Origin of the sequence: Roseimaritima sediminicola (genome assembly GCF_009618275.1) — a bacterium.
Lineage (GTDB): Bacteria > Planctomycetota > Planctomycetia > Pirellulales > Pirellulaceae > Roseimaritima > Roseimaritima sediminicola.
This window is the reverse complement of the sequence record NZ_WIAD01000044.1, coordinates 25,905-49,042: the sequence shown is the minus strand read 5'-3', so window position 1 is coordinate 49,042 and position 23,138 is coordinate 25,905. Positions and strand designations below refer to the sequence as shown.

14 protein-coding genes are annotated in these 23,138 nt (G+C 63.4%); 10 read left to right on the top strand and 4 right to left on the bottom strand.

Features of this window, described 5'->3' with window-relative positions; translation table 11 throughout:
• Positions 1-537 precede the first annotated feature (537 nt).
• On the top strand, positions 538-2,622 hold the full coding sequence (gene fusA, locus GE027_RS17735) for an elongation factor G (RefSeq protein ID WP_153558559.1): 2,085 nt from the start codon (positions 538-540) through the stop codon (positions 2,620-2,622).
• Positions 2,623-2,691: 69 nt separating this feature from the next.
• On the opposite strand, the gene miaA is transcribed toward fusA, so the two are convergent.
• Positions 2,692-3,663 (bottom strand): tRNA (adenosine(37)-N6)-dimethylallyltransferase MiaA, encoded by a 972-nt coding sequence (miaA, locus tag GE027_RS17730; RefSeq protein ID WP_162006787.1) that lies wholly within the window; start codon positions 3,661-3,663, stop codon positions 2,692-2,694.
• A 329-nt stretch (positions 3,664-3,992) separates the two neighbouring features.
• On the opposite strand from miaA, the gene GE027_RS17725 reads away from it, so the two are divergent.
• Positions 3,993-4,700 (top strand): hypothetical protein, encoded by a 708-nt coding sequence (locus tag GE027_RS17725; protein WP_153558557.1) that lies wholly within the window; start codon positions 3,993-3,995, stop codon positions 4,698-4,700.
• Between the two features lie 367 nt (positions 4,701-5,067).
• Here the strand turns inward: GE027_RS17725 and GE027_RS17720 are convergent, their stop codons facing one another.
• The 3 genes from GE027_RS17720 to GE027_RS17710 all read right to left on the bottom strand — a co-directional run bounded on the left by GE027_RS17720 (position 5,068) and on the right by GE027_RS17710 (position 8,241).
• A complete protein-coding gene (locus GE027_RS17720; protein WP_237607621.1) occupies positions 5,068-6,795 on the bottom strand; it encodes a TolC family protein in 1,728 nt (575 codons plus the stop codon).
• A 367-nt stretch (positions 6,796-7,162) separates the two neighbouring features.
• Entirely contained in the window at positions 7,163-7,450 is a 288-nt protein-coding gene (locus tag GE027_RS17715; RefSeq protein WP_153558556.1) for a metal-sensitive transcriptional regulator, read from the bottom strand.
• Between the two features lie 65 nt (positions 7,451-7,515).
• Positions 7,516-8,241, bottom strand: a complete 726-nt coding sequence (locus tag GE027_RS17710) for an FkbM family methyltransferase (RefSeq protein ID WP_153558555.1) — start codon at positions 8,239-8,241, stop codon at positions 7,516-7,518.
• Between the two features lie 399 nt (positions 8,242-8,640).
• Here GE027_RS17710 and GE027_RS17705 point away from each other — a divergent pair, with 399 nt between their 5' ends.
• From GE027_RS17705 to GE027_RS17670, 8 genes are all read left to right on the top strand, one after another.
• A complete protein-coding gene (locus GE027_RS17705) occupies positions 8,641-9,420 on the top strand; it encodes a hypothetical protein (protein ID WP_202617454.1) in 780 nt (259 codons plus the stop codon).
• Positions 9,413-9,619, top strand: coding sequence for a hypothetical protein (locus GE027_RS23130; RefSeq protein ID WP_153558553.1), 207 nt, complete (start codon positions 9,413-9,415; stop codon positions 9,617-9,619). Before GE027_RS17705 ends, GE027_RS23130 begins: the two co-directional genes overlap by 8 nt.
• Before the next feature lie 169 nt (positions 9,620-9,788).
• On the top strand, positions 9,789-10,118 hold the full coding sequence (gene trxA, locus GE027_RS17695) for a thioredoxin (protein WP_153558552.1): 330 nt from the start codon (positions 9,789-9,791) through the stop codon (positions 10,116-10,118).
• A gap of 446 nt (positions 10,119-10,564) precedes the next feature.
• A complete protein-coding gene (locus GE027_RS17690; RefSeq protein ID WP_390621608.1) occupies positions 10,565-11,611 on the top strand; it encodes an AAA family ATPase in 1,047 nt (348 codons plus the stop codon).
• A gap of 40 nt (positions 11,612-11,651) precedes the next feature.
• A complete protein-coding gene (locus tag GE027_RS17685) occupies positions 11,652-12,554 on the top strand; it encodes a DUF58 domain-containing protein (protein WP_153558551.1) in 903 nt (300 codons plus the stop codon).
• Complete coding sequence (locus GE027_RS17680; RefSeq protein WP_162006786.1) at positions 12,551-14,842, top strand: BatA domain-containing protein; 2,292 nt, start codon at positions 12,551-12,553, stop codon at positions 14,840-14,842. The genes GE027_RS17685 and GE027_RS17680 overlap by 4 nt, the downstream gene beginning before the upstream one ends.
• Entirely contained in the window at positions 14,842-17,250 is a 2,409-nt protein-coding gene (locus GE027_RS17675; protein WP_153558549.1) for a hypothetical protein, read from the top strand. The genes GE027_RS17680 and GE027_RS17675 overlap by 1 nt, the downstream gene beginning before the upstream one ends.
• Positions 17,250-23,126: a hypothetical protein gene (locus GE027_RS17670; protein WP_153558548.1), complete on the top strand. Its 5,877-nt coding sequence runs from the start codon at positions 17,250-17,252 to the stop codon at positions 23,124-23,126. The genes GE027_RS17675 and GE027_RS17670 overlap by 1 nt, the downstream gene beginning before the upstream one ends.
• Positions 23,127-23,138: the final 12 nt, after the last annotated feature.

Sequence of the window (23,138 nt, the reverse complement as noted above, 5' to 3'; positions counted from 1 at the left end):
CCGGAGTCAGGAGATTTGAGATTTGAGATTTGGAATCCCAGATTACTGACGTGTCCCGGCTTCTTTCGTCGGCGGCTGGTTCCCCTCTGGCGGGCTGTAGCGTCGGCCTGGGGCGCCTTGCGGCGAACCCCGCCCGCCGGAGCGGTGTCTCTCAGCCGTCTTGTCGGCCACTTAGAATGGGGCTGGGCGTCTCCAGCCGAGCTGGCCGAAGCGAGTTAGGCTGCGGTTTTTTAGGCCAGAAACGATCGATTTGACCTTTCCGATTCATACTGTGTTTGCGATATTGCCGATCCCGTGGACTGGACGAAAATCGCCCAATAGCCCCAAGTTGTGCGGACTCGACCGCTCGGCTGGGTGGTCACGCCGCCGTGATGACGGTGGAAATCGCTGGCCGCTTCGTGGTTGTATATCTTTCCAACCGCGGTCTCTGCGAACGCCCCAAACCAAATAGTTCCCTATCCCACCCGCCGGATATCGAGCCCCAATGCCCAAGAATGGTACGTGGCTCAGCCGGCCCTATGCTGCCCAGGTGTACGAATGAGTCTGGAGAAACTGCGAAATATCGGTATTAGTGCCCACATCGACTCGGGGAAAACCACCCTGTCGGAACGGGTACTGTTTTATACAGGCCGGATTCACAAGATCGAAGATGTCCGCGGCGATGGCGACGGCGCGACGATGGACCACATGGAGCTGGAGAAGGAGCGGGGGATTACGATCACCAGCGCCGCGACCAGTGTCGAATGGAAAGGTCACCCGATCAACTTGATCGACACCCCCGGCCACGTGGACTTTACGGTCGAAGTCGAACGTTCGCTGCGCGTTCTGGACGGAGCCGTATTGGTGCTGTGCGCCGTCGGCGGTGTGCAGAGCCAGTCGATCACGGTCGACCGCCAAATGAAACGCTACCAGATCCCGCGTCTGGCATTCATCAACAAGATGGACCGCACCGGTGCCAACCCGCAGCGTGTCGTGGAACAGTTGCGCGAGAAGCTGGGGGCGGAAGCCTTTCTGATGCAGTTGCCCATCGGCGCCGAAGATAACTTCCGCGGCGTGGTCGACCTGCGAACCATGAAGGCCCTGTACTTCGAAGGTGCGAAAGGGGAAGAGGTTGTCGAGCAGGAAATCCCCGACGACTTGAAGGACGAAGCCGAAGCGGCTCGCGCCCACATGCTCGAATCGCTGTCGATGTACAGCGACGAGATGATGGAGTTGCTGCTGAGCGAAGAAGAGATTCCCGAAGAGCTGCTCGAAAAGACCACCCGCGACGCCGTGCTCGGTGGAGCAACGCCGGTCTACATGGGCACCGCCTACAAGAACAAGGGTGTCCAGCCGCTGCTCGACGCCGTCATCAAGTACTTGCCCAGCCCGCTGGATCGTGAAATCCGTGGTCGCGACCCCAAGGACGAAGCGAAACGCATCGAGCTGACGCCCGATTCCGACCAGCCGTTTGTGGGCATGGCCTTTAAGATCGTCGACGATCCCTTCGGCCAGTTGACCTTTATGCGGATCTACCAAGGTACGATCAAAAAGGGCGGTACCTACGTTAACCAGCGTACCGGACGCAAGGAACGGTTCAGCCGGATCGTGCGAATGCACTCCGACAAGCGGGAAGAGATCGACGAGGCCAAGGCCGGCGACATCATCGCCGTGATGGGCATCGACTGTGCTTCGGGGGACACCTACGCTCCGGAGCGTGATTTCTGCACGCTGGAAAGTATGTTCGTGCCCGAACCGGTCATCAAAATGGCCGTCAACCCGACCAGCCGTGCCGACTCGGACAAGATGGGCAAAGCCCTGCAGCGGTTCCGCAAAGAGGATCCCACCTTCCGCGTCTTCACCGACGAGGAAACCAACGAGATTCTGATCAGCGGCATGGGTGAGTTGCACCTGGAGGTTTACATCGAACGGATGCGTCGCGAATACAAAGTCGACGTCGAAGTCGGTGCTCCGAAGGTCAGCTACCGCGAAGCGCCTACGGTCGAAGTGCCCTTCAACCACAAGTACAAGAAGCAGACCGGTGGTTCGGGTCAGTACGGTCACATCGTTGGCACCTTGACGCCGATCGAAAGCGACAGCGAAGACAGCTTCGAATTCGAAGACAAGGTCGTCGGTGGACGGATTCCCAAGCAGTACATCCCGGCCATCGAGAAGGGCTTCCGCGACTCGCTGGGCAAGGGACCGATCGCCGAATACCCGGTGGTGGGCACCCGCATCCAGCTGGACGACGGCAGCTACCACGATGTGGACAGTTCGGAAAAGTCGTTCTACACCTGTGCTCAGGAGTGCTTCCGTGTGCACTTCCGCAAGGCTTCGCCGGTGCTGCTCGAGCCGATCATGAGCGTCGAAATCGAATGTCCCGAATCCTTCCAGGGTTCGGTCGTCGGCGACGTGATCTCGCGTCGTGGTCTGATTACCAGCACCGACACGCAGGGTGAAAACAGTGTCATCATGTGCGAGTTGCCGCTGGCCGAAACCTTCGGTTACGCGACCGACCTGCGCAGCATGACGCAGGGTCAAGGTACCTTCAGCATGGAACTGCTGAAGTACTCGCAGACCCCGCCGCACGTCCAGGAAAAGATCATCGAAGAGAAGAAGCAGCAATTGGTCGGCGCCAAATAGGCTCCGCCGCTTCGCTGATTCACACCGCCCCCTGTGCCTGGTGCCCAGGGGGTTTTTTTGTGAGCCTGCTCAGCGATGTTCGATCATGCGCTGGCACAGGGCCTGCGCTGCGGCGTCGACGTCAGCGTTACCTGAAAACGCGGCCGCCATGTCCAGCTCGGTGCGTTCGCCCAGGGAGCGCAGAAAGGTTTCCTGACGGCGAGCCAGCTGGCGGGTATGCGTCTGGACCTGTTCGATCGTCTGTGCGAGGGTCAAGCGACCCTCGAGGTGCTGGATCGTTTCGGCGTAGCCCACGGCCTGAGCCGCGGTTCGGCTCAGCCGGCCAAAGCGGCGGAGCAGTTCGCGGGTCTCCTCGACCAGACCGGCGGCGAACATCTGTTCGACGCGGCGATTGATGCGCCGGTGCAGCTCCGCCCGCGGCCACGCACAGGCGAACACGCGGCACTGCGAGGCGGCGCGTTGTTGTTCCAGCTGCAACTGGCGATGGCTGAGCGGAATGCCGCCGGCGCGGGCCACTTCCAGAGCCCGCACCATCCGCCGTTGGTCGTTGGGATGCAACCGATGGGCGGCCAGCGGATCGACTTGTCGTAGTCGCTCGCGGAGCGCTTCCAGGCCGAACTCGGCCACGTCGCGTTCGACCTGACGACGAAACTCCCATTCGGCTGGCGGCCCGGGATCGAAACCCCGCAGCACGGCTTTCAGATACATCGGCGTGCCGCCAACCAGGATGGGCACGCGCCGGCGACGGTGAATCTGCTCGACCAACTCATGTGCGTGCTTCAGAAAGCACGCCACGCTGAACGCTTCATCGGGATCGACCACATCGATCAAGTGGTGAGGCACTCGGCGCCGCTGCGAGGCGTCGGGTTTGGCCGTGCCCACGTCCATGGCTCGGTACACCGCCATGGAATCCATCGAGATGATCTCGCCGCCGATCCGTTCCGCCAACGCGATGGCCAGCGAGGATTTGCCGCTGGCCGTCGGTCCGGAGAGTACCCAACAGCGATCGATCAGCGGAGGAAAAACGTCGGACTCAGACATCGAACTCGTAGCAAACAAACAACTTCGCAATCCGCGGCACAGGTTTCCAGCCGGTGAGGGCTGGAACACCAGCATAGAAGCCTTTGCCGCGTTTGATACACGCACCATCCAAGCATGACCGGATCGGCTCGATTCGCCTAGACACGGTCTGGAAACGAATGCCGTCAAACGGTGCGGGTCGTAGCGGTTGTGCGGGGCGGAGAATTGTCGGTCATGGCTTGTTGCCGGCCGGCCGATAACCGATGGATGTAGGAAGCTGGATGTTTCAACTCAGGGAAGAGAGCCTGTGGTCGCGCGCACTTCCGCGGCCCCCACCCGAGGTTCCCTCCGTGCGTACGATCTCTTACGGCATCCCGATCCTGTTTCTCGGGGTCTTGGCGGCGTTGCCTTTTCGTCGTGTTCCCGAACCGTCCTCGGCATCCAGTGAGGCGGCCGATCCGGCGCCCGAGACGATCCAGCCCACGGCTCTGGTCGAAGTCCAGCCGCGTGGCGCGTGGGTGCCATCGCCGGCAGAGCTTTCCCCGCGACCGGCCCCCGCACCGGCTCCACCGCCGCTGCCCACCGACTACACCGAAGTGGCTGTCCCGTTGGCGACGCCCCCGGCGATCGCTCGACGGTACGAGGCCCTGGAGATGATCGAAGAACGCAAGCGTTCGGGCGCCGACATCCAGTACCAATTACCGCCGCGGACCGAAAACTTGGCGCAGTCCGGCGCCGGTTGGCAGACCGATCTGCCGCTGGCCGTCGCCGCCCCACCCTCGACGCAGCCAGGGCCTACAACGCAGCCAGAACCTTGGCCGCAGCGGTCCAGCGAATCGATCGCCCAGGTTGCAGACGCCTCGCCGCCGTCGCCGGCCGGTATGGTGAGCGAACCAACGGGCACGCGTCTCCAGCGGCCGGCCGCGGCGGCGGCCAGCGAGGGCACGGTAACCGCCCTGAAAGCCAGCTTTGGAACGCGCAGCCAGCCGCACGACGCAGCGTCAAGTTCCCCGCCGGCACCCCGCAAACGGTACTACATCCGCGAACCCCAGCGGTAGTTGGTAGGAGTGGCGAGTGGCGAGTGGCGAGTGGCGAGTGGCGAGTTGCGAGTGGCGAGTTGCGAGTGGCGAGTTGCGAGTGGCGAGTTTGAATCGTGTTCGTGCTCGTGCTCGTGCTCGTGCTCGATTTGAGATTTGAGATCTGAGATTTGAGATTCGCTGACTCCGGCGGAATCTATTTAGGAGAAGAGTGGTTTTCTCCCCTCTCCCACCACTGCTTCACTCGCTGACGCTCGCGGCGCAGCGGGGGAGAGGGGAGAAAACATCGCCTCCTACCGCTCTGAACCCTGCATAGAATCCGCCGGAGTCAGGCACTTTGCACTTTGCAATTGGCAATTCGCACTTTGCAATCCCCCTCCTCTTCCGCTCACCACGGTTGGTGGGGGACGCCGGCGAGGCGGTCGATGCGGGCGAGGATCGCGGCGAGCGACGCATCGAAGCGGGCTAGCTGTGTTTCGAACTGCAACAGCTCGCGATACGTCTCGGTCAGACTGAAAAAGTCGCTGCGCCCGCCGCGGTAGTCGGCCACCGACAGCTTCAGCGTGGCTTCGGTGCGGGGAATGATCCGCTCCTCGTACAGCCGCCGCTGCTCGAGCACCGCGTCGGCTTCGGCGACCAGTCGTCGCAGCTGGCCCATGATTTCATCGCGGCGGGCCTCTCGGCGTAGCGCCGTGCTGCTGGCCCGGTGTGCCGCTTCGCGGATCCCGGCGTCGATCTTGCTGCGCCAGATCGGCAGCGTCGTGCCAACAGAGAAATTAATATTGTCGTGTCCGTTGGCGACCGGGCTGAGCACATTGTGGTCGTCGCTGATCAAAGCCCAATGGAGGCCGACCTGCAGGTCCGGGTACTGCTGCATGCAGGCCAGCCGCTGCCGCCCTCGATCCCGCTGGAGCTCCCAGGCCAAGCCTTGCAGTTCGGGGTTGTTGGCTTCGGCCACGGCGACCAGTTCGATCAGTTGTTGGCGGTCTTCGGGCAGATCCATTTGGTCGCGGACCAGGGGCACCAAACGGACGGGTTGTTGCAGCAGCGCCGCCAGATCGGCCTGGGCGACCGCCTTTTGCTGCTCCAGCTCGACCAGTTCGTCGTCCAGGCGATCCAGTTCCAATTGGGCGCGAAGCACGTCCTGCTGGGTGCCGCCACTGCGGTAGCGGGCTTCGGCCACTCGAACCAGGTCGTCGACCAATTCCTGGGTCTTTCGTGTGATCTCGATCGCTCGATCGGCGTACCAGACTTCGTAGTAGGCCAACCGCACCGCTTCGGCGATCTCGCGTTCGATCCGTTCGACTTCCGCCCGAGCCACCTGAGCCTCGCGTGCCGCAATTGCCGCTCTGGTCTCGCGTTTCCCTTTCCAGGGGATGCTCTGCGTCAGGGACATTTGATTGCCGACGCGACCGCCGGCCGTCTGCAGGGCTTGATCGTGGATCGGCCAAAACGTGTTGTTGAATGTGGGATCGGGCAGAGCTCGTTCCTGCGGAATCCGCTGGGTCTCCGCGGCGACACGGTGCCGCGCCGCGCGGAGCCGCGGATGGTTGGCCAGGGCCGCCTGGACCAGCTGCTGGACCGACGCCCCGGTGGGGCCGTCCGAAATGGCCTCGCCGGCCGGAACCGTTTCAGTAGCCTCCGGCGGATCCGTCGCGGCGGCGTTGTCAGCCGGTTCGTCGTCGCCGGCCCCCGCTTGAGCTGCGGCGAACAACTGGATCGGTGGCGCTTCGCTGAGCGCAGCGGCAAAGCGGTTCTGCACGGCCTGGGTGCCTGCCGGCGCATGGGCGACCGGCGCGTCGACTTCGTACCCGACCGTCGCCGTGCTGGCCAGCAGCGCCGCGGGTTCGTGTGGCGCCAGAGATTCGTGTGGTGTCGGGGGTTCGGTTGCCGGGGCGGATTGCGCCGCCGTTTGCGGCACGGTCGCAGCCACGGCGAGCGTGGCGGCGTCGGCGCCGGAGCGGCCGAGCGCCAGCCAGGATGAATTCGCGGCGCATCCCGACGTGGCGGCCAGGCCCAGCAGTACCGTCAGGGCCCATCGTTTCCGTAGCCGGCTGAGCCGGTGGCGGCGATCGGCGGTCCGGTTGGTCGTTGCTGTCGCGGATCGGGAGGTCACGAATATCACCCGTTTTCATGAGAATGATTCAAGTTGCCACGCCTCGCCAGGACTGGCAAGAGGCAAACGGCCGGCACGCCAGCCGGTCAGGCCGCATACCGGTCACGGGTATCATTTTCGGAACGCTACAGCGGCTACCTCTCGCTTTATTGACGCCGTCGTCAAGGTTTCACTGACCGGCCCGAGCGGAAGCCCGGGGGCCCCACAGGCTGGTGCTGCGTCAGCGTTAGATTTTAGGGTCTGGCCGTAGCTGAACCGCGCCAGACTTTGGGCCTTCTCGCCGCTTCAATCCAATCTCTGGCGAGATCAGCTACCCTAAAATTCGGCTTTGACGCACCACTAGAAGCCTATGCCACATATGCGACGCTCAGGTATTCGTCGACGCGTATTTGCGAAACAGCGTGACCAGCTCTTCCAGTTTCTGCTTGCGATCGTCCGCATCGCCGTTGCGGATGGCTTCTTCGACGCAGGTCTTCAGATGGTTTTCCAGGACGATCTGACCGACTTTGGAGAGCGCTCCGGTCGCGGCGGACAGCTGCATCAGCACGTTGACGCAGGGCTCGTCGGCTTCGATCATCCGGCCAACGGCTTCCACCTGGCCGTTGATCCGCCGCAGGCGATTGAGCACCTTTTTCTTTTCGTCGTCTGTCAGCATCGCGGGTCAAAGCGGGAAAGGAAGAAGCGGTGGAAGGAATGATTGTAGCGTATCGGGGTCGAAGTTCAGCGCCAGGCGAGGATCTGGCTCTGGCTCGCGCCCACGGCCTGTTGCCAGGATCGTAGCGCCGGCGGCAACGCATGGGGGTCGTAACGAGATTCGAGTTCGGTGGCGAACCCGACCGAGTCCAACAGCCCCAGGATCGCATCGGCCGAATTGTGGTCTCGGTCCGCGTCGGTCTCGTGCACCTCGACGTACAGGGCCGCGACCTCGCGCAGCCGCTCGCCGGCTTCGGCCAGCACCCGTTGCTCGGCGCCCTCGATGTCCAGTTTCAGGAAATCCACCGGACCGCGGTCCAGGAGGGTCGACAGCGGTTGGCAAGGCACCTCGGTCTGGCTGCTCGCGGCGCGATTCCCCCAAGCGGCGACCAGGGAGTTGCCACGGGCGTCGCCGCCGCGGCCCAGGTCGCCGTACAGGGGGGCGGAGCCGGGTTCGGGCCACAGCGCCGCATGCTGGCAGGTGACGCCCGGGATATCGTTGGCCGTGATGTTCTTCTGCAGCACGGCGAAGGCGGCCGGATCCGGCTCGAAACACTCCACACGCGCCCCCGGCCAGCGGCTTTTCCATTCCAGCATCGAAACGCCGATGTTCGAGCCGCCGTCGATGATCCGCGGCCGCTCACCTTGGGGGGTGAAGAACGACGGGAACTCCTCGGCTTGGCGAATCATCGACGCGGCCGCTTCGCCATTCTCATAGTGCAGCCAGTAGCCGCGAAATCGAGTTCTCTGCATCCGTCGTCAGCTTTTGTTTCATCCGTTGGGGGGCCTATGCCACACGGTTGCGCCGGTTTTGGCGGTTGTTCGCTTGGCCGGGCCGTTGTCGCCTACACAGTGGCCCCTGTTTTCCGGTGCGACCCGATCGCCAAGCCCCGCAGAGTGCCGAAATTACCTGTTTTCGTTGACACTCATTTTATCCCGTAACTATACTTCGCTTGTAAGATGGCTTCGTTCGCTTTCTTCTCCGCGGCTAGTGCCTTTGATTTTTGCGTCCAGCTTGGTTCGGAGAGCTAGAATAGAGTCCTGGATACCGCATTCCGATTCCGGAATCACCTTGTCTCATAGAGAACCTGCACGATGACATTTCTTGGCAAGTGCTTCACCTTCATGATCTTCATCCTGAGCGCCGTCTTTATGGCGTTGGCTCTGGCGGCAAATGCTTCGCACCGCAACTGGCGCGACGAGATTGTCAAGCCGGGCGGGTTGAAGGAACAGGTTGAGCAATACGCCCGCAAAAACAAGGAACTGGAGGACGCTCGAGTCCGTGTCGAGCGAGCGTTGGCGGCCGAACAGGTCGCTCGCCGCACCGCCCTGGCCGCCTTGCAGACCGAACTGGACGAGAAGACCCAGCTGCTGGAAACGGCCGAAGGGGCGATGAGCAGTCTGTTGGCACAGAAAGACGTCCTGACCCGCAAAGACCTGCAGATCACCGAGGAGCTGACGCGGCTGACGGCCGACAACGAAAAACTGCGGCAGCAGATCGTCGCCGAACAGGAGGACCGCGACCAGTTGTTCGCTCGGACGCTGGAGTTGACCGACCGGATGAATTCGCTGCGGGGACTGTTGGAAGTCCAGAAAGAACGCAACGAATCGCTGCTGGCCCAGGTGACGCGGTTCACCGAGGTGACCGAAGCCCATGGAATCAATATCAACGACGCGATCGACGGTGCTCCTCCGGAGCGGAACGGCACGGTGCTGGTGATCGATCGTCCGAATCGGCTGGTGGAATTGTCGATCGGTTACGACGAAGGGCTGCGAAAAGGCCACCTGTTGGAGGTCACTCGCGGCAAACAGTACTTGGGACGGGTGCAGGTTCGCCGCACCGAACCCGACCGGGCGGTCGCGGAAATCCTGCCTGATTACTCACTTGGAACCATTCGCGAGGGCGACCGTGTCGACACCACTATTGAATGAGCCGAATCGGATCGAGCCCAATCGCAAACAAAGCGCCAACGTCTACACCGTCATGCTGCTGCTAAGCATGCTGTTCATGTTCGTGGCCGTGATTGCGATGTTCGTGGAATTCCGCCGGTACGAGGGGACCTTGCCCTGGAAAACCGACGATGCCCGGCCACAGGTCATGCACGCGATCGATGCCCCGCATTATCTGTAATTTCCAACCTGCGTAAATTGACAGCTCGCACCGCCTTCCTACAATTCCAAGGCAGTGGTCTGGTACTTGCTACGAAAGCGTATTAGAACCATTGTGGGTTGGCTGGCCGACAAATCGGCAGCCAGCTCCTTGCAATCCGCTGGAACGTACTTTACTGAAAGGTGCAAAAATGGCAGGTGCCGTAGCTGAATTCACGGCTGATAACTTCGATTCGGATGTTCTGAAAGCCTCGGGACCGGTCTTGGTGGATTTTTGGGCGCCCTGGTGCGGTCCTTGCCGCCAAATCGCGCCGATGATCGACGAATTGGCCAACGACAATCCGGACGTCAAAATCGGTAAACTGAACATCGACGACTATCCGGAGATCGCCCAGCGTTATCAGGTGAACACGATTCCCACGCTGTTGGTCTTCAACAACGGCGAAGTCAGCGAAACCTTTATCGGCGTTCGCCCCAAGGCCCAGCTGCAAGAAGCCCTCGACTCGGCCGCCAACGCCTAGTGCTGCGTCATCAGTTTGATCTTAGGGTCTGGCCGTAGCTGAAGTCGCCAGACTTTGGACCTTTTCGCCGCCTCGATTTAATCTCTGGCGAGATCGGCTGCCCTGAAATCAGAATTTGACGCACCGGTAGGGGTAAAACGCTCCAGCCAGTGCTTGGAGTCAATTCTCTTTACTCTCCCCCGGGGAGAGTTGGGCTCTCAGGCCCGGAGAGGGCCTGATGCGGGCCCCTTCTGCAGTTTGACGCGTTCCCATCACACTCTGCGTGGACGCGAACATTCGACTACAATAGGCCGGCGTTCGGCGGTGCGCGTCGAACGCTTGATTCCGAAATCTCTCGGATTCGGTTTCCGCCGGGGGTCTGTTCGCATCGCGTCCGCGTTGACGCCTTCGTCTGCGACGAACGATTCTGGCCCGCGCCTTGTTCCTCGCCCAGAGAGTGTGTCCTCGTGTCGACTGTGGAACCGAATCCATCGAGTTCAAAGAAGCTTCCCGCCGACGATCTGGCGCGAGCCGCGCGGCTGGTCGAAGCCTGCCAGCGCGTCCGCCAGCAGGTCGCCAAGATCGTGGTCGGCCAGGAAGAGGTGGTCGAGCAATTGCTCATCGCCATCTTGGCTCGGGGCCATTGTTTGCTCGAAGGCGTGCCGGGGCTGGCCAAAACCCTGATGGTCCGCTCCCTGGCCGAGTCGATGGATCTGGTGTTTCGGCGAATCCAGTTCACCCCGGATCTGATGCCGGCGGATATCACCGGCACCGACATCATCCAAGAAGACCCCGAGACCGGTCATCGCCGCTTGGTCTTTGAAAAGGGACCGATCTTTACGCAGATGCTGTTGGCCGACGAGATCAACCGCACGCCGCCCAAGACGCAGGCCGCGTTGCTCGAAGCGATGCAGGAACACGAGGTCACCGCCGGCGGTCACACCTACCGCCTGCAAGCACCCTTCTTTGTCCTCGCCACCCAGAACCCGATCGAGCAGGAAGGTACATACCCGTTGCCCGAGGCCCAGCGCGATCGATTTCTGTTCCACGTCGTGGTCCGCTATCCCACGCGTCAGCAGGAAGCGGACATCGTCGACCGGACCACGTCGACCTTTACCGCTCGAGCCGAACCGGTGATCAGCGGCGAGGAGATCGTCCAGTTCCAGCAGACCGTACGGCTGGTGCCCTTGCCCGATCACGTCCGAGATTTCGTGTTGGATCTGGTGCGGGCGGTGCGGCCGGGCGAAGCGGATGTGCAGCCCTGGGTTCGCGAGTATGTCGAATGGGGCCCGGGCCCGCGTGCCTGCCAGCAACTGGTCCTGGGCGCCAAAGCGAGGGCGCTGCTAGAGGGTCGACATCACGTCACGCTGGAGGATGTCGAGGCCTTGGTGCATCCGGTTCTGCGGCACCGGATCGTGCCGACCTTTAGTGCCGAAGCCGAAGGGATCGGCGTGGACGACTTGATCTCCCGGTTGCTCAACGAGATCCCCCGAGCCAAGCCGGGTTTGCTGTAAACGGACCTTCGTTGTCGTTCTTTGCCCCGCGAGTGGACCGTTGCGAGTTACTGACTTCTTATCGCCCGAAGAACTCTCCAAGCTGAAGCACCTGCAGGTTTTGGCTCGGCAGGTCGTCGAAGGAGCGGCCAGCGGACTGCATCGTTCGCCGCACAAGGGATTCAGCGTCCAGTTCAAGGAGCATCGTCAGTACGTCCGCGGCGATGAGATCCGCAGCATCGACTGGAAGATCTACGGCAAGACCGACCGCTACTACATCCGCGAGTACGAAGAAGAAACCAATCTCCGCTGCACGATGTTGGTCGACTGCAGCGGGTCGATGCGGTATGCCGGTTCGCGAGCTGCGGGGCTGAGCAAACATCAGTACGCGACACGTCTGGCCGCTTCGCTGGCCTACTTGTTGTTGGGCCAACAGGACAGCGTCGGACTGGTGACCTTCGATGCAGCGGTTCGCCAGATCATTCCTCCGCGCAGCCGGCCGTCGCACCTGCGCGCCATCCTGGCCACCCTGGCGCGGACCGAGCCGCAGCGGGAGACGGAACTGGGCAAAGTGTTTCATCAGTTGGCGGCCAAGCTGCATCGCCGCGGACTGTTGGTGGTGATCTCGGACTGTTTCGGTGATGTCGACGAACTGCTGAAGGCTTTTGCGCATTTTCGACACGCACATCACGAGATCATCGTCTTCCAGGTGCTGGATCCGGACGAGGTGGATTTTCCCTTTCAGCGGCGCACCCAGTTCCGCTGTCTGGAAGCGGCCGGGAACCGGCAGACGGTCGATCCGGCGCAGCTGCGGCAGGTGTATATCCAGAGGCTGCAGGCGTTTCGAGAACAGCTGCAAGCCGGTTGCCGCCGCAACCATATCGACTTGGTGCCCGTGACGACCGACATGCGTTACGCCGACGTGCTGGCCGAATACCTCAGGCTGCGGAGGCGATCCGGTTGACGTTTCTCAATGGCGCGCTGGCCTTCGGGGCTTTGGCCTTTGCCATTCCGCTGTTGATCCACCTGCTTAATCGCAGCAGGTTTCAGACGGTGGACTGGGGGGCGATGCACTTGTTGGAGTCGGTGATTCGCGTCAACCAACGTCGCTTCCAGCTGCAGCAGTGGGTGTTGTTGGCGATCCGCTGTGCGATTCCCGTGCTGTTGGCTTTGGCGTTGGCGATTCCCGTTTTGACCGATTGGCGAGCGCTGCCTCAGAACACTCCGTCGTCGCTGGTCGCCGTGATCGACGACAGTTATTCGATGGCCGCGCGGTATGACGGCGATGGGGAACCGTTGATCGAAACCGCGACGGCCGGTCTGCGAAAGTTAATTTCCGCCCTGCCCCGCGGCAGCCAAGCCCAGCTGATTGCCAGCGGCGTGCGGCCGCTGGCGATGCCTTCGCGTCCCACCGTCGACCTCAACCACGTCGACAACCAGCTTCGCGCTCTGCGAGCCGAAGCCGGTCCGCAGAACGTCCTGGACGCTCTGCAGGCGGCCACGGTGGCGGCGGCCGGCATGGACCACGCTCGCCGCGAGATCGTGCTGGTCAGTGATTTCCAGCGGGCCGACTGGAACAACCTGGATCCCCAGCGGCTGGCCGGTCTGCGCCGCCAGTGGCAGGACTTGCCCGTCGCCCCGGCCGTCACGTTGATCCCGGTCGGAAACCGCGAGACGGGGACGCTTGCGCCGAATGTTTCGGTGCAGTCGTTAGAACCGGATCGGGCCACCGTGGGGATGGACCAAACGGTGCGGCTGCGAGCGACGATCCATAACCACGCCGACGAACCTCGCACGGCGGTACGCGTGCGGCTGCATGTCGACGGCGAAATGGTCTCCGCGACGACGACCAATCTGGAGCCGCGAGCCAGCCGGCAAGTCTTGCTGACCCACGCCTTCGAACGTGCCGGTTCGCACGTTTGCGAAGTGGCGCTGGAGGTTACCGACACGCTGCCGGCCGATGACCGCCGACAGGTCGTTGTGGACGTTCTGGAAACCATCAACGTCCTTTTGGTCGACGGTCGTCCCAGTCACCAGCCCTTGCAAGGCGAGACCGGATTCCTGTCGGTGGCCCTCAGTCCGTTTGCGTTTGGTCGCCAGGATCTGGCCGACCTGGTCAACACCCGCACCGTCGGCCGCGAAGACTTAAACGCGGAAACGCTGGCGGACGTTCAGGTCGTGGTGCTGGCCAATGTGAATCGGTTCAGCGACGAACAGGTGCAACAGCTCGAACGGTTCGTCGCTGCCGGAAACAGTTTGTTGATCTTCACCGGAAATCGTGTGGATGTGGACTGGTACAACGATCGTCTGGGCCCCGCCGGTGCGGGCCTGTTGCCCATGACGCTGGGCGAACGATCCGGCACCGGCCCGCCAGCAGGCAATGCCGGGCCCGCGAACGACGCTTCGGGTACGTCAAAATCGGCTCGTCTGGCAGCGCAGTTCTTCGAGCACCCGGCGATGCAGTTGTTTAACGAGACCTCCGGCGGCGCTCTGGCTGACGCGGACATCTATTACTGGCATCCGCTGCAGGCCTTCGAAGGTGCGCCGGTGCCATCGGAAACCGGCCAACCCGACCAACCCGGCGAACCCGGCGAAACCGGAGTACCTCGCCCCGCCGCGACGCTGGTGGCTCGTCTGGAAACCGGCCAGCCGTTGATCGCCGAATCCGCTCATGGCGACGGCGTGGTTTTGTTGGTCGGGACGTCGGCGTCGCTGCGCTGGTCGAACCTGCCGATGCAACCCAGCTTTGTGCCGCTGATCCAAGAGTGGATCAACTGGATGGCCACGCGCGGGATGCCGCCACGAAACGTGGACGTGGGCCACAGCGCGGTGGTGCTTCTGCCCGGCGATGCGGAGCGCACGTGGCAGTGGATCGGCCCCGAGGGCAAGCGGACCGAGGTGCCGGCGCCAGCGGATCCGCAACGTCACCGTTTTCAATCTCCCCCGCTGCGGCACCGCGGCGTCTATACCTTGGCCGGACGCGTGCAGGAATCGGCTGCGCCGGACCAGGTGGTTTATGTCGCCGCGGCGGCCACGGCGGCCGAGTCGCAATTGGTTCGACTGAGCGACACCGAAATCGCTCGCGTCGCGGACCAGCTGGGCGCGACGGTCAGCCCCTCGGTTCAGGAGTACCTTAATGCCGACAGCCTCCGCCGCTACGGACGCGAGATTTGGCGGCCGCTGTTGGGATTGTTGCTGGTGTTCATGCTGTTAGAAGTCTTTCTGCAGCAACGCTTCGCGGGGGTCCATTGATGAGCCTTCGCTTTCTGGGCGATCTATCGTTCTCGATCGGCTTGGCCATCGCGTTGCTCGCGGCCTCGGCGGTGTGGTGGTTCTATCGTCGCGACACCCGCGACAGCGGCCCGCTGGCCCACTGGGTTCTGCCCACCCTGCGAGCGACCGCCGTGGCTCTGGCCATTCTGACGCTGACCGGTCCGGTGCTGCGGCGAACCCGAGTCGTTGGGCAACTGGGAAAGGTCGTCGTGTGCGTCGACGCGTCGGCCAGCATGGCCTACCGGGACGATCTCCGTGGCGACGACGATAATGCCACCGTGGTCGCCCCGGCGGTCCTTCCGCGGACGACCGATTCGATAACGTCGCCGGCCGAGCCGGACTCATCGCGAGTCGAACGGGCGACGGAACTGCTGGCCGGAACGCAAGGACTGATCGAACGGCTGCGTTCGACGCATACCTTGTCGGTCAGTGCACTGGAGGGCGAGAAAGCCAGGCCGCTGTGGGATTCGGCCGGCGGCGAAGACGTGCCCGCGGCATTTGACCTCTCGGCCACCGCTTCGGCCACCAACCTGAACACGCCGATCGCCCAACGTCTGGGACTGGATGCCTTGGTCTCTACCGCGGACCCTGGCTCGGGCGATGATTCCGCCCACGATGACGTCGGCGAGGGGCCTCGCACCGCCGTGGTACTGCTGAGCGACGGCAGGCACACCGAGGGGCCGGCACCGTTGGAGCTGGCCACACAGCTGGCCGCTCGGCGGATTCCCCTGATTTGCGTCGGTTACGGCGACACCACCGAACCGGCAGATTTGGCCGTTCTGCAGGTCCAGTACCCTCAGTCGGTGTCCAGCAAGAACCGCGTGCGAGGAACATTGGTTTGGAAGGACCGGGGGCCCGCCGGTCGACCCGTGCTGGCCAGCATCCGGGCCGGGGACGAGGTCTTGTGGCAGCAGCAGTTGGTGACGCAGGACGTGCCGCTGCGGCGCACCGAGTTTGATTTTTCGATCCGCGAAGTCGTCGAGTCTTCGCTGCGAGCGGCCGCGGACGAATTGCATTGGCGGTCGTTGCCGGTGGAATTGACCGCTCGCTTGGAACCGCTGGCCGGTGAAGTCGATGTCGAGAACAACGCGTCCTCGTTTCGCTTGTCCGCCGTCGTCGATGACCATCGCTTGCTGTTGATCGACGGACGCAGCCGCTGGGAGACTCGCTATGTTCGCAATCTGTTCGAGCGCGATGAAGCTTGGGATGTCCGCACCTTGATCGCCGGGCCTGCCGCCGGCCGGTCCGGTCTGCCTCGCGGCGCGGGACCGGCACACTTTCCCGACGCTCGGGCACGTTTGCAGGATTTTGCCTTGATCATCTTGGGCGAGATCGATCCGGGCCTTTTCCGCAGCGACGAACAGACGGCGCTGGCCGAGTACGTGGCTCGCGGCGGCGGGGTGATCCTCGTCGATGGGCCGCGGGGCAAATGGAAACAGCTGGCCCCGACGCCGCTGGGAGATCTGTTGCCGGTGCGCTTCAGCGATGTGCCGGCGCAACACGCCGAGCGTCTGCAGTTGACCCCCGCCGGCGCCGATTGGTTGCCGCTGCGGCTGAGTGGCGAGCGTGAAGCGAACCGCCGGTTGTGGCAGCAATTACCGCCCCCACGCACGTTGGTCGGTGTCGAGCCACTGGCCGGTGCCGAAGTATTGGTCGAGGCGATCGTCGGTGGCAAACCCAAGCCGGCAATCGTGCGGCGACCCTTTGGCGCAGGCCAGGTGTTGTACGTGGCGTTCGAGGATTCTTGGCGTTGGCGTTACGAGGTCGCCGATCGCTTTCACATGCGGTTCTGGAATCAGGTCGGCAAGGCGGTGATGCGGCCACCCTTCGCGGTCAGCGACTCCTCGGCTTCGCTGGATACCGGACCGGCCGAGTACGTTCAGGGACAGGCGGCGGACATTCGCGTTCGGTTGCGGGATCCCGATGGACGCCCCGTCGCGGATGCTACGACCGACCTGTTGTTGTGGCGCGGCGAAGACGTCGTCGCCACGATTAATCTGCAAGCGGTTGGCAGCCAGCCCGGGCTGTATCGCGGCCGCACCGATCCGCTTCCCCCCGGCGAGTATCGCACCACGTTGCGGGCTTCGGGATTCAGCGAGGCGGCCCTGAAGGTTCGGACCGAGTTCCGGGTGCGGCCCCGGGCGAATCGCGAATGGGACGCCTTGGCGTGCCATGAAAGCCTGCTGCGCGAATTGGCCACGACGTCGGGCGGGGCGTACCTGCACGAGGCGAGCGCCGCGGAGGTGGCCGATTTGCTGCGTCCGCTCAGTTCCGGCAAGATGGAACGATCCGACACCTTGCTGTGGCGTTCTTACTGGTGGTTCTGGGCCATCCTCGGGCTGCTCAGCGCGGAATGGTTGCTTCGTAAACGGTCAGGATTGCTGTGATGAGTGTAACGCTGAACCCGATTACGATTGGCAAACTGGACCAGTTTCGCCGCCGTCGTCGCGTCCTGGTTCTGCTCCGCGGACTGGCCGCTGCGGTGCTGGTTTTTCTTGTGGCCATGCTGGCTGTGGCGGCGCTGGATTGGTCCTGGGTCCTGCCGACGCCGTTGCGGTATACGCTCAGCGGACTGGGGTACGCGGTGTCGCTGGCGACGTTCTATGGGCTGGGGCTGCGGCCGCTGCGCCACGATGCCGATCGCCGGGCCCTGGCCGGACGCATCGAAGCGGCCGCGCCGGTGCTGCACGAACATCTGCTGGCCGCTATCGAGCTGAGTGACCCTCCGGCGGCCAGTGCGTCCGCCGCCGGCGAGCGGTCCCCGGACAAAGGTTCGCCCCTGTTCCTCGCCCTGTTGCAGGATCGCGTGGCCAAGCGGCTCGCAGGCCTTCAGGTTCCCGAACTGCTGCCGCTGCGTTTGATCCTGCGATGGTTGTCCTCGGCCGCAGTCTTCGCCGCGCTGTGTCTGGCATTGTGGTGGTTGCCGGGATTGCCGTTTCGACAACTGATGACGCGGGCGATGTTGCCCATGGCCAATCTCGATCGCGTGTCTCGTACGCAGGTTACCATCCTCCAGCCGTCTCCAGCGTCGCTGCAGGTGCCCGAGCAGGAGACCGTGGCCGTGGTGGTCCGGATCGGTGGACGAAAGACCGACGACGTTACGCTAGAGATCACCTCGGCCGATGGCGAAACGATTAAGGAGCCGATGCGGCCACAACACGTTGCGGTCGAGGGATCGGGAACCCTCGACGCGGACGGCGAACGGTTTGCCGCCAACATCAGCGTCGGACAATCGGACGTCCGTTACCGCATCCTCGCCGGCGACGCGGTCACCCGCACCTACGAGGTCACGACGGCCCCGCGACCGCTGGTCCAGCAGGTTCGAAAACAGTACGTCTACCCGGCCTACACCGGGTTGCCGCCGAAGACCGTCCAGGAGCCGCACGGCGATCTGGAAGCCTTGGCCGGCAGCCGAGCCGTCCTCGATGTGACGATGAATCAGCCGGTGTCCACCGCGGAGGTCGTTTTCCAATCGGTTGCGGGCAAGGAAGCCAGACGCGTGTCGATGACGCCGGGTGACCAGCCCCATCGGTACACGGTCGAATTGCCGATCCTCCGACCCGATGTTTACCGTTTTCATTTGGTGGCGGAATCGAATGGCTTTGATAACCCTTTCAGTCCCCAGTACGAGATCCGGCCGATTGCCGACTTGGTGCCTCGAGTGCGTTTGCTGGATCCGCCCCACGACGCTTTGTTTCTGCCTGCCCATGATCTGCTGCATTTGTCCGTCCATGTCGAAGATCAACTGCCGCTGGCCTGGCTGGGGTACGAAGTATCCGTCAACGCGGGGCCCTGGCAGCGACGGCCGTTGGAGGTTCCCGCCCAGCCTGCCTTCGATGCCGCGTTTCAGTGGGATCTGACGGATTGGCCTTTTCAAGCCGGCGATCGGGTTGCCCTGCGGGTCACGGCGATCGACCGCAAGGGGCAACGTGGCGTATCGGATGAGCTGCAAACTGTCATCGCGACCGACGATTTCGAACCGGATCGTCACCGCTTGGCGGATCTGAAGGCAGACTTGGTGCCGGCGGTGATTGCCTGGGCAGAGGAGACCGAACGATTGTATGACGACGCCTTCGCGTCGCTGGAACCGATGGCGAAAGACGGTGCGCCCCTGCTCCCGCAAGCTCGCTTCGAAGCCTTCCAGCAACAGGCCACGGCCCTGCAGCTGCGCAGCAATTCGTTGCTGCAGCAAATTGCGAAGATCCTTCCTGAAATGCCGGCCGGATATCATGCGGCTCAGGTGCAATGGGTCGGCCGTGCGGTCGACCGGGTCCGCTCGCAGGCGGCCGAGCTCGCCAATCAGTGGGAGACAGCCGCGAGCGCTTCCGCCGAGAACGCAGGGGCCGCCGAGAACGCAGGGGCCGGCGAGAGGCAGGAAGAAGACGGCGAAGCGGACGACGACAGGAGACAACGCCAGCGTCAAGCTCACTCCTGGCGGCACGTCCTTTCGAGCTCTCGCGATCTGACGCGGCGCGGCGAAAAGGGGTTCGTCGCGATGGTCGGCCACGACACCAATCAATCGCTTACCGTAGACCTGGCTGCCCTGGCAACTCACGTCGGTCGCCTGATTCGTTCCGATACGGATTCCTCCTGGCAACGTTTGCTGCGTCAACACACGATCACCGTCAATCAATTGTTGGCGATCGAACAACGGATCGAAGCCAAACAGCCTTCCAGTCCGTCCAGCTCGCACGACGCACTCCGCCGGCTCCGCACGTGGGCCGCCGAGTGGCGAGATACTTTGGATCAACGGATGGGCGAAGAACATCAGGCCGAGGAATTGCGACGGGTCACCTTGCGACTGGCCGAAGAGCTTGAGGGTCGCCTGGTAATCAGCCTGATCGATGCACATCTGCCCAGACCGATCGTCGACGAGTACGCCAACGTGGATCGACGGGTCGGTACGATCGCCGACGACATTCAGGAAGGACGTATCCATCTGGATGCGGCGATCAACCGGTTGGTCGATGCCGAACGTTCCGGCGACAGCAGCGAGTTGCGCGAGGCAACCGAGCGGTGGCGGCAAACACTCCGGCAACTGGCCCGACGTTACGCGCTGGCTGGCCAGCGAATGTCCACTTGGCGTTTGCTGCAACAGTTGCGTCAGGACGGCGATCCCCAGTTTCCTGCCGATGCGGCCCTGGCCGCCGCGGCGCTTCGCAACGTTGTCGAAGCACAGCTGATGGCGGATTACCATGATCACCGCAGCGCCCAGCAGTGGCGGGCGGATTTGGACGAGGTGCGCCGTGCCTATCAGACGCTCGAAGCGGGACACTACCTGCAACAGTACCGGCGAGAATTAAGTACGTTGATCGATGCCGAACGCTGGCAGGCGATGGAGATCGAAGGCCGCATCGCCAATCCCTTGGCCTGGGAAACCTTGCATCGATCGGCCGAACTGGTGGTTGAACGGCTGCGGACCGCTGGTTATCCCGAAGCGGTTCGGCGTGCTGCGCAGGACTTGCGGCATTCGCCGGCCACCCGCCGTGCCGGCGAATTAATTCCCGCCAGACGATCGGCCAAAAATCCTTTGGTTTCGGGGCTGCAACCCCTGCAAGAACTGCGGCTGCGTGGCGACCAGGTGGCAGCCGCAGTCGAACCGTTGATGGAAGACGCTCGCGAGCGTTTGCGTTTGTTTGTCCGCACGCCGGCCGAACTGGCCAAGCACACCGCCGAACAACTGCACCAGCTGCACCAGGAAACGCAGCAGGCGGCCGAGAGGCTCGCCGGCCAAAGCGAAACCCAAGAACCTTCGCCCCCGCTGGACACCTTGCGCAAACAGCAGTCCGAAATCGAACGCCAAATCCAGGAGTTGCTCGACGCCCTGACCGATCAAGCCAATGCCCAGGACCTGCTGACCGCCGAGGGACGCGAGACGGCGCGGGATGCCGACGATGCGCTCGCGATGCTAACGCCTCCGGCCCAGGCCATGCAGCAACACATGCAGCAGGCCGCTCGGGCCGATTCCGCCGATCGGGCAGCTCAGTCCCTCGATGCGGCAGCCACCAACCAACAGCAAGCCGCCGAAGCGCTCGAACGCGTCGCCGAGCACTTGCAGAACCAGGAAACCGGTGCCGATGTCAGCGACACGCGGCAGACGCTGCGCGATCAAGAACGGCAGCTCGGGATCCAGCGGCAATTCGAGCAGCGTTACGAACAGGCCAGAAAGCTGGCTCAGGCCGCCACGCAGAAACCCGAACCATTAATGCGGCAGCTCGAAGCCGAACTGCGTCGTAATCCCGAGATGCAAGAGGCGCTTTCGGACATTGCTGCCGATTCCGCCCGGCAGGCCCAGCAGGCGCTGCAGCGTGCCGCCGAAGAGGAACAGAGCCTGCGCCGTGAAATCGAACGACAGGATGAAGACTTCCGCACGGAAAAGGCTCTTGTGGCCGGCGAACTGCAGGCCATGCATCGCAACTTGCAGGAGGCAGCAGGCAATCTGGTCAGTCAGGCCGAACAGGCGGCCCAGCAAGGCCGGGCCGATCGAGCCTCCGAGCAACTACAGCGTGCCGGCGAGCGATTGCAGGAGGCCGTTGAGGCGACTCGCAGGGTTCAACCTGATGCGCTGTTGGAGGATTTGGCGAAAGCTGCCCAGCAAGCCGATGCCGCTCTGCAAGCTGCGGTCGAAGATCTGCGCACCGCCCAGCAAAGCACTGCCCAGTCGCAGCAGCGGGCGGCCGACGAGAATCCGAATACGCAAACAGCAACGCAACAAAAGGCCGAAGCCACTCGCAAACGCATCCACGACACTCGCGTCCGTGATACCCGCCAGCTCCGATCGGTGGCCGAACAGGAAAAGCGACACGCCGACAACGTCGTCAAGCACGCTCGCAGTCAACAGAAGAGTGCCGAGCAACAGATTGAAAAGGCCCGGCGCGAATTAAAAAAGAATCCGGATCAGGACCGGGCCCAGAACAATCTTCGTCGCGCAGAGCAACAATTGCAGCGGGCCCGGCAATCCCTGGCCAACAGCCAGCGACTGGCCGAAGCGGCTGACCAACGTCGCCAGCACGCGCTGCAGACGGAACAACAGCAACAGGACTGGCGGCCGTCGCCGCTGGACGAACCCAACGCCTACGCCCAGCTGGCCAATCAATTGACGGAACAAGCCGCTGAAGTCGCCCAGGCCGCGCAGCGTCGCGCGGCGGAACTGGCCCAGCAAACGGACTTCGGCGAACAACTGGAAAGCGACTCCGGGCAATTATCTCAGGCCCGGCAGCAACAGCAGCGGATCGGCGATGATGTCGGCCGCGTCGCTGAAGATCTGGATCGTGCGGCTCGCCACGAACAACGGCTCGGACGCAAAACCCCTGCGGACCAATTGGCTCAGCGTGCCGAGCGTGCTCAACAGGCCGCCGCGGACGAACTGGACGCCGCCGAAGCGGCGCTCGGGCAAGCCGCTCAGTCGGCGGCGGATGCGTCGTCGCCAGCGGCCGCGGAGTCATCATCCGAGAACCCGGCAGAACAAGAGGATGCCGCCGAGCCGGCCGATGTTGCCGCGAGCGAACCCGCAGGAGACGTTCCTTCCGGGGCCGCGGAGCCGACGACTGCGATGCAGGCCAATCGAGTCGTCGGCCGGGCGGAACAGGCACTTGAGCAACAGGCTGCGTCGTTGGAGGCGTTGCTCGGTCAACACGCCGTCGCCCGAGCCGCGGGCGAACAGACCGGCGGCGAGCAGGCCGGCGGTGAGCAGGCTGGCGGTGAACAGGCTGGCGGTGAGCAGGCTGGCGGTGAACAAGCTGGCGGTGAACAGGCTGGCGGTGAACAAGCTGGCGGTGAACAAGCTGGCGGTGAACAGACCGGCGGTGGCTTAGCGGCGCCGACGGGCGAGCCGTCGCGCGGTGAACTCCTGGCCCGGGCGCTGGATGATCTGGATCGCATGATGCATCAGTCGTCGTCGTCTTCCGCGGCCTCGCCACCGTCCGCGGCCTCGCGGGCGTTGGCCCGTGCGGCGGAGGCTCGCTTGCGCAGGATGGCGATCGCTCGTTCGCAAGCGCGCCGCCGCTCGGCCGCTTCGCCGTCCCCACCCGGCCAGCCCAGCGAAGCTCTGCCGGCGGGTTCGGGAGCCGAAGCTGCGATGCCCGACCAGTTCGCCCTGCAGCGTGTCGAGCGTCAGCCGCGACGCGATTGGGGGCAATTGCGGGAGAAATCCGCCGAGGATCTGACCGAAGGGCGTCGCGAGCAAGTGGCCGAGCGTTATCGCCAGCAGGTCGAAGCCTACTTCCGCGTGATTGCCGAACAGGCCAAAGCCGAAGCCCGTTAAATCCTACCCCGC

Coding starts and splice junctions, on each gene's coding strand:
- GE027_RS17715 (WP_153558556.1), bottom strand. CDS start 7,450: ATGCTGACAGACGACGAAAAGAAAAAGGTGCTCAATCGCCTGCGGCGG.
- GE027_RS17670 (WP_153558548.1), top strand. CDS start 17,250: ATGAGTGTAACGCTGAACCCGATTACGATTGGCAAACTGGACCAGTTT.
- miaA (WP_162006787.1), bottom strand. CDS start 3,663: ATGTCTGAGTCCGACGTTTTTCCTCCGCTGATCGATCGCTGTTGGGTA.
- fusA (WP_153558559.1), top strand. CDS start 538: ATGAGTCTGGAGAAACTGCGAAATATCGGTATTAGTGCCCACATCGAC.
- GE027_RS17675 (WP_153558549.1), top strand. CDS start 14,842: ATGAGCCTTCGCTTTCTGGGCGATCTATCGTTCTCGATCGGCTTGGCC.
- trxA (WP_153558552.1), top strand. CDS start 9,789: ATGGCAGGTGCCGTAGCTGAATTCACGGCTGATAACTTCGATTCGGAT.
- GE027_RS17710 (WP_153558555.1), bottom strand. CDS start 8,241: ATGCAGAGAACTCGATTTCGCGGCTACTGGCTGCACTATGAGAATGGC.
- GE027_RS17705 (WP_202617454.1), top strand. CDS start 8,641: ATGGCGTTGGCTCTGGCGGCAAATGCTTCGCACCGCAACTGGCGCGAC.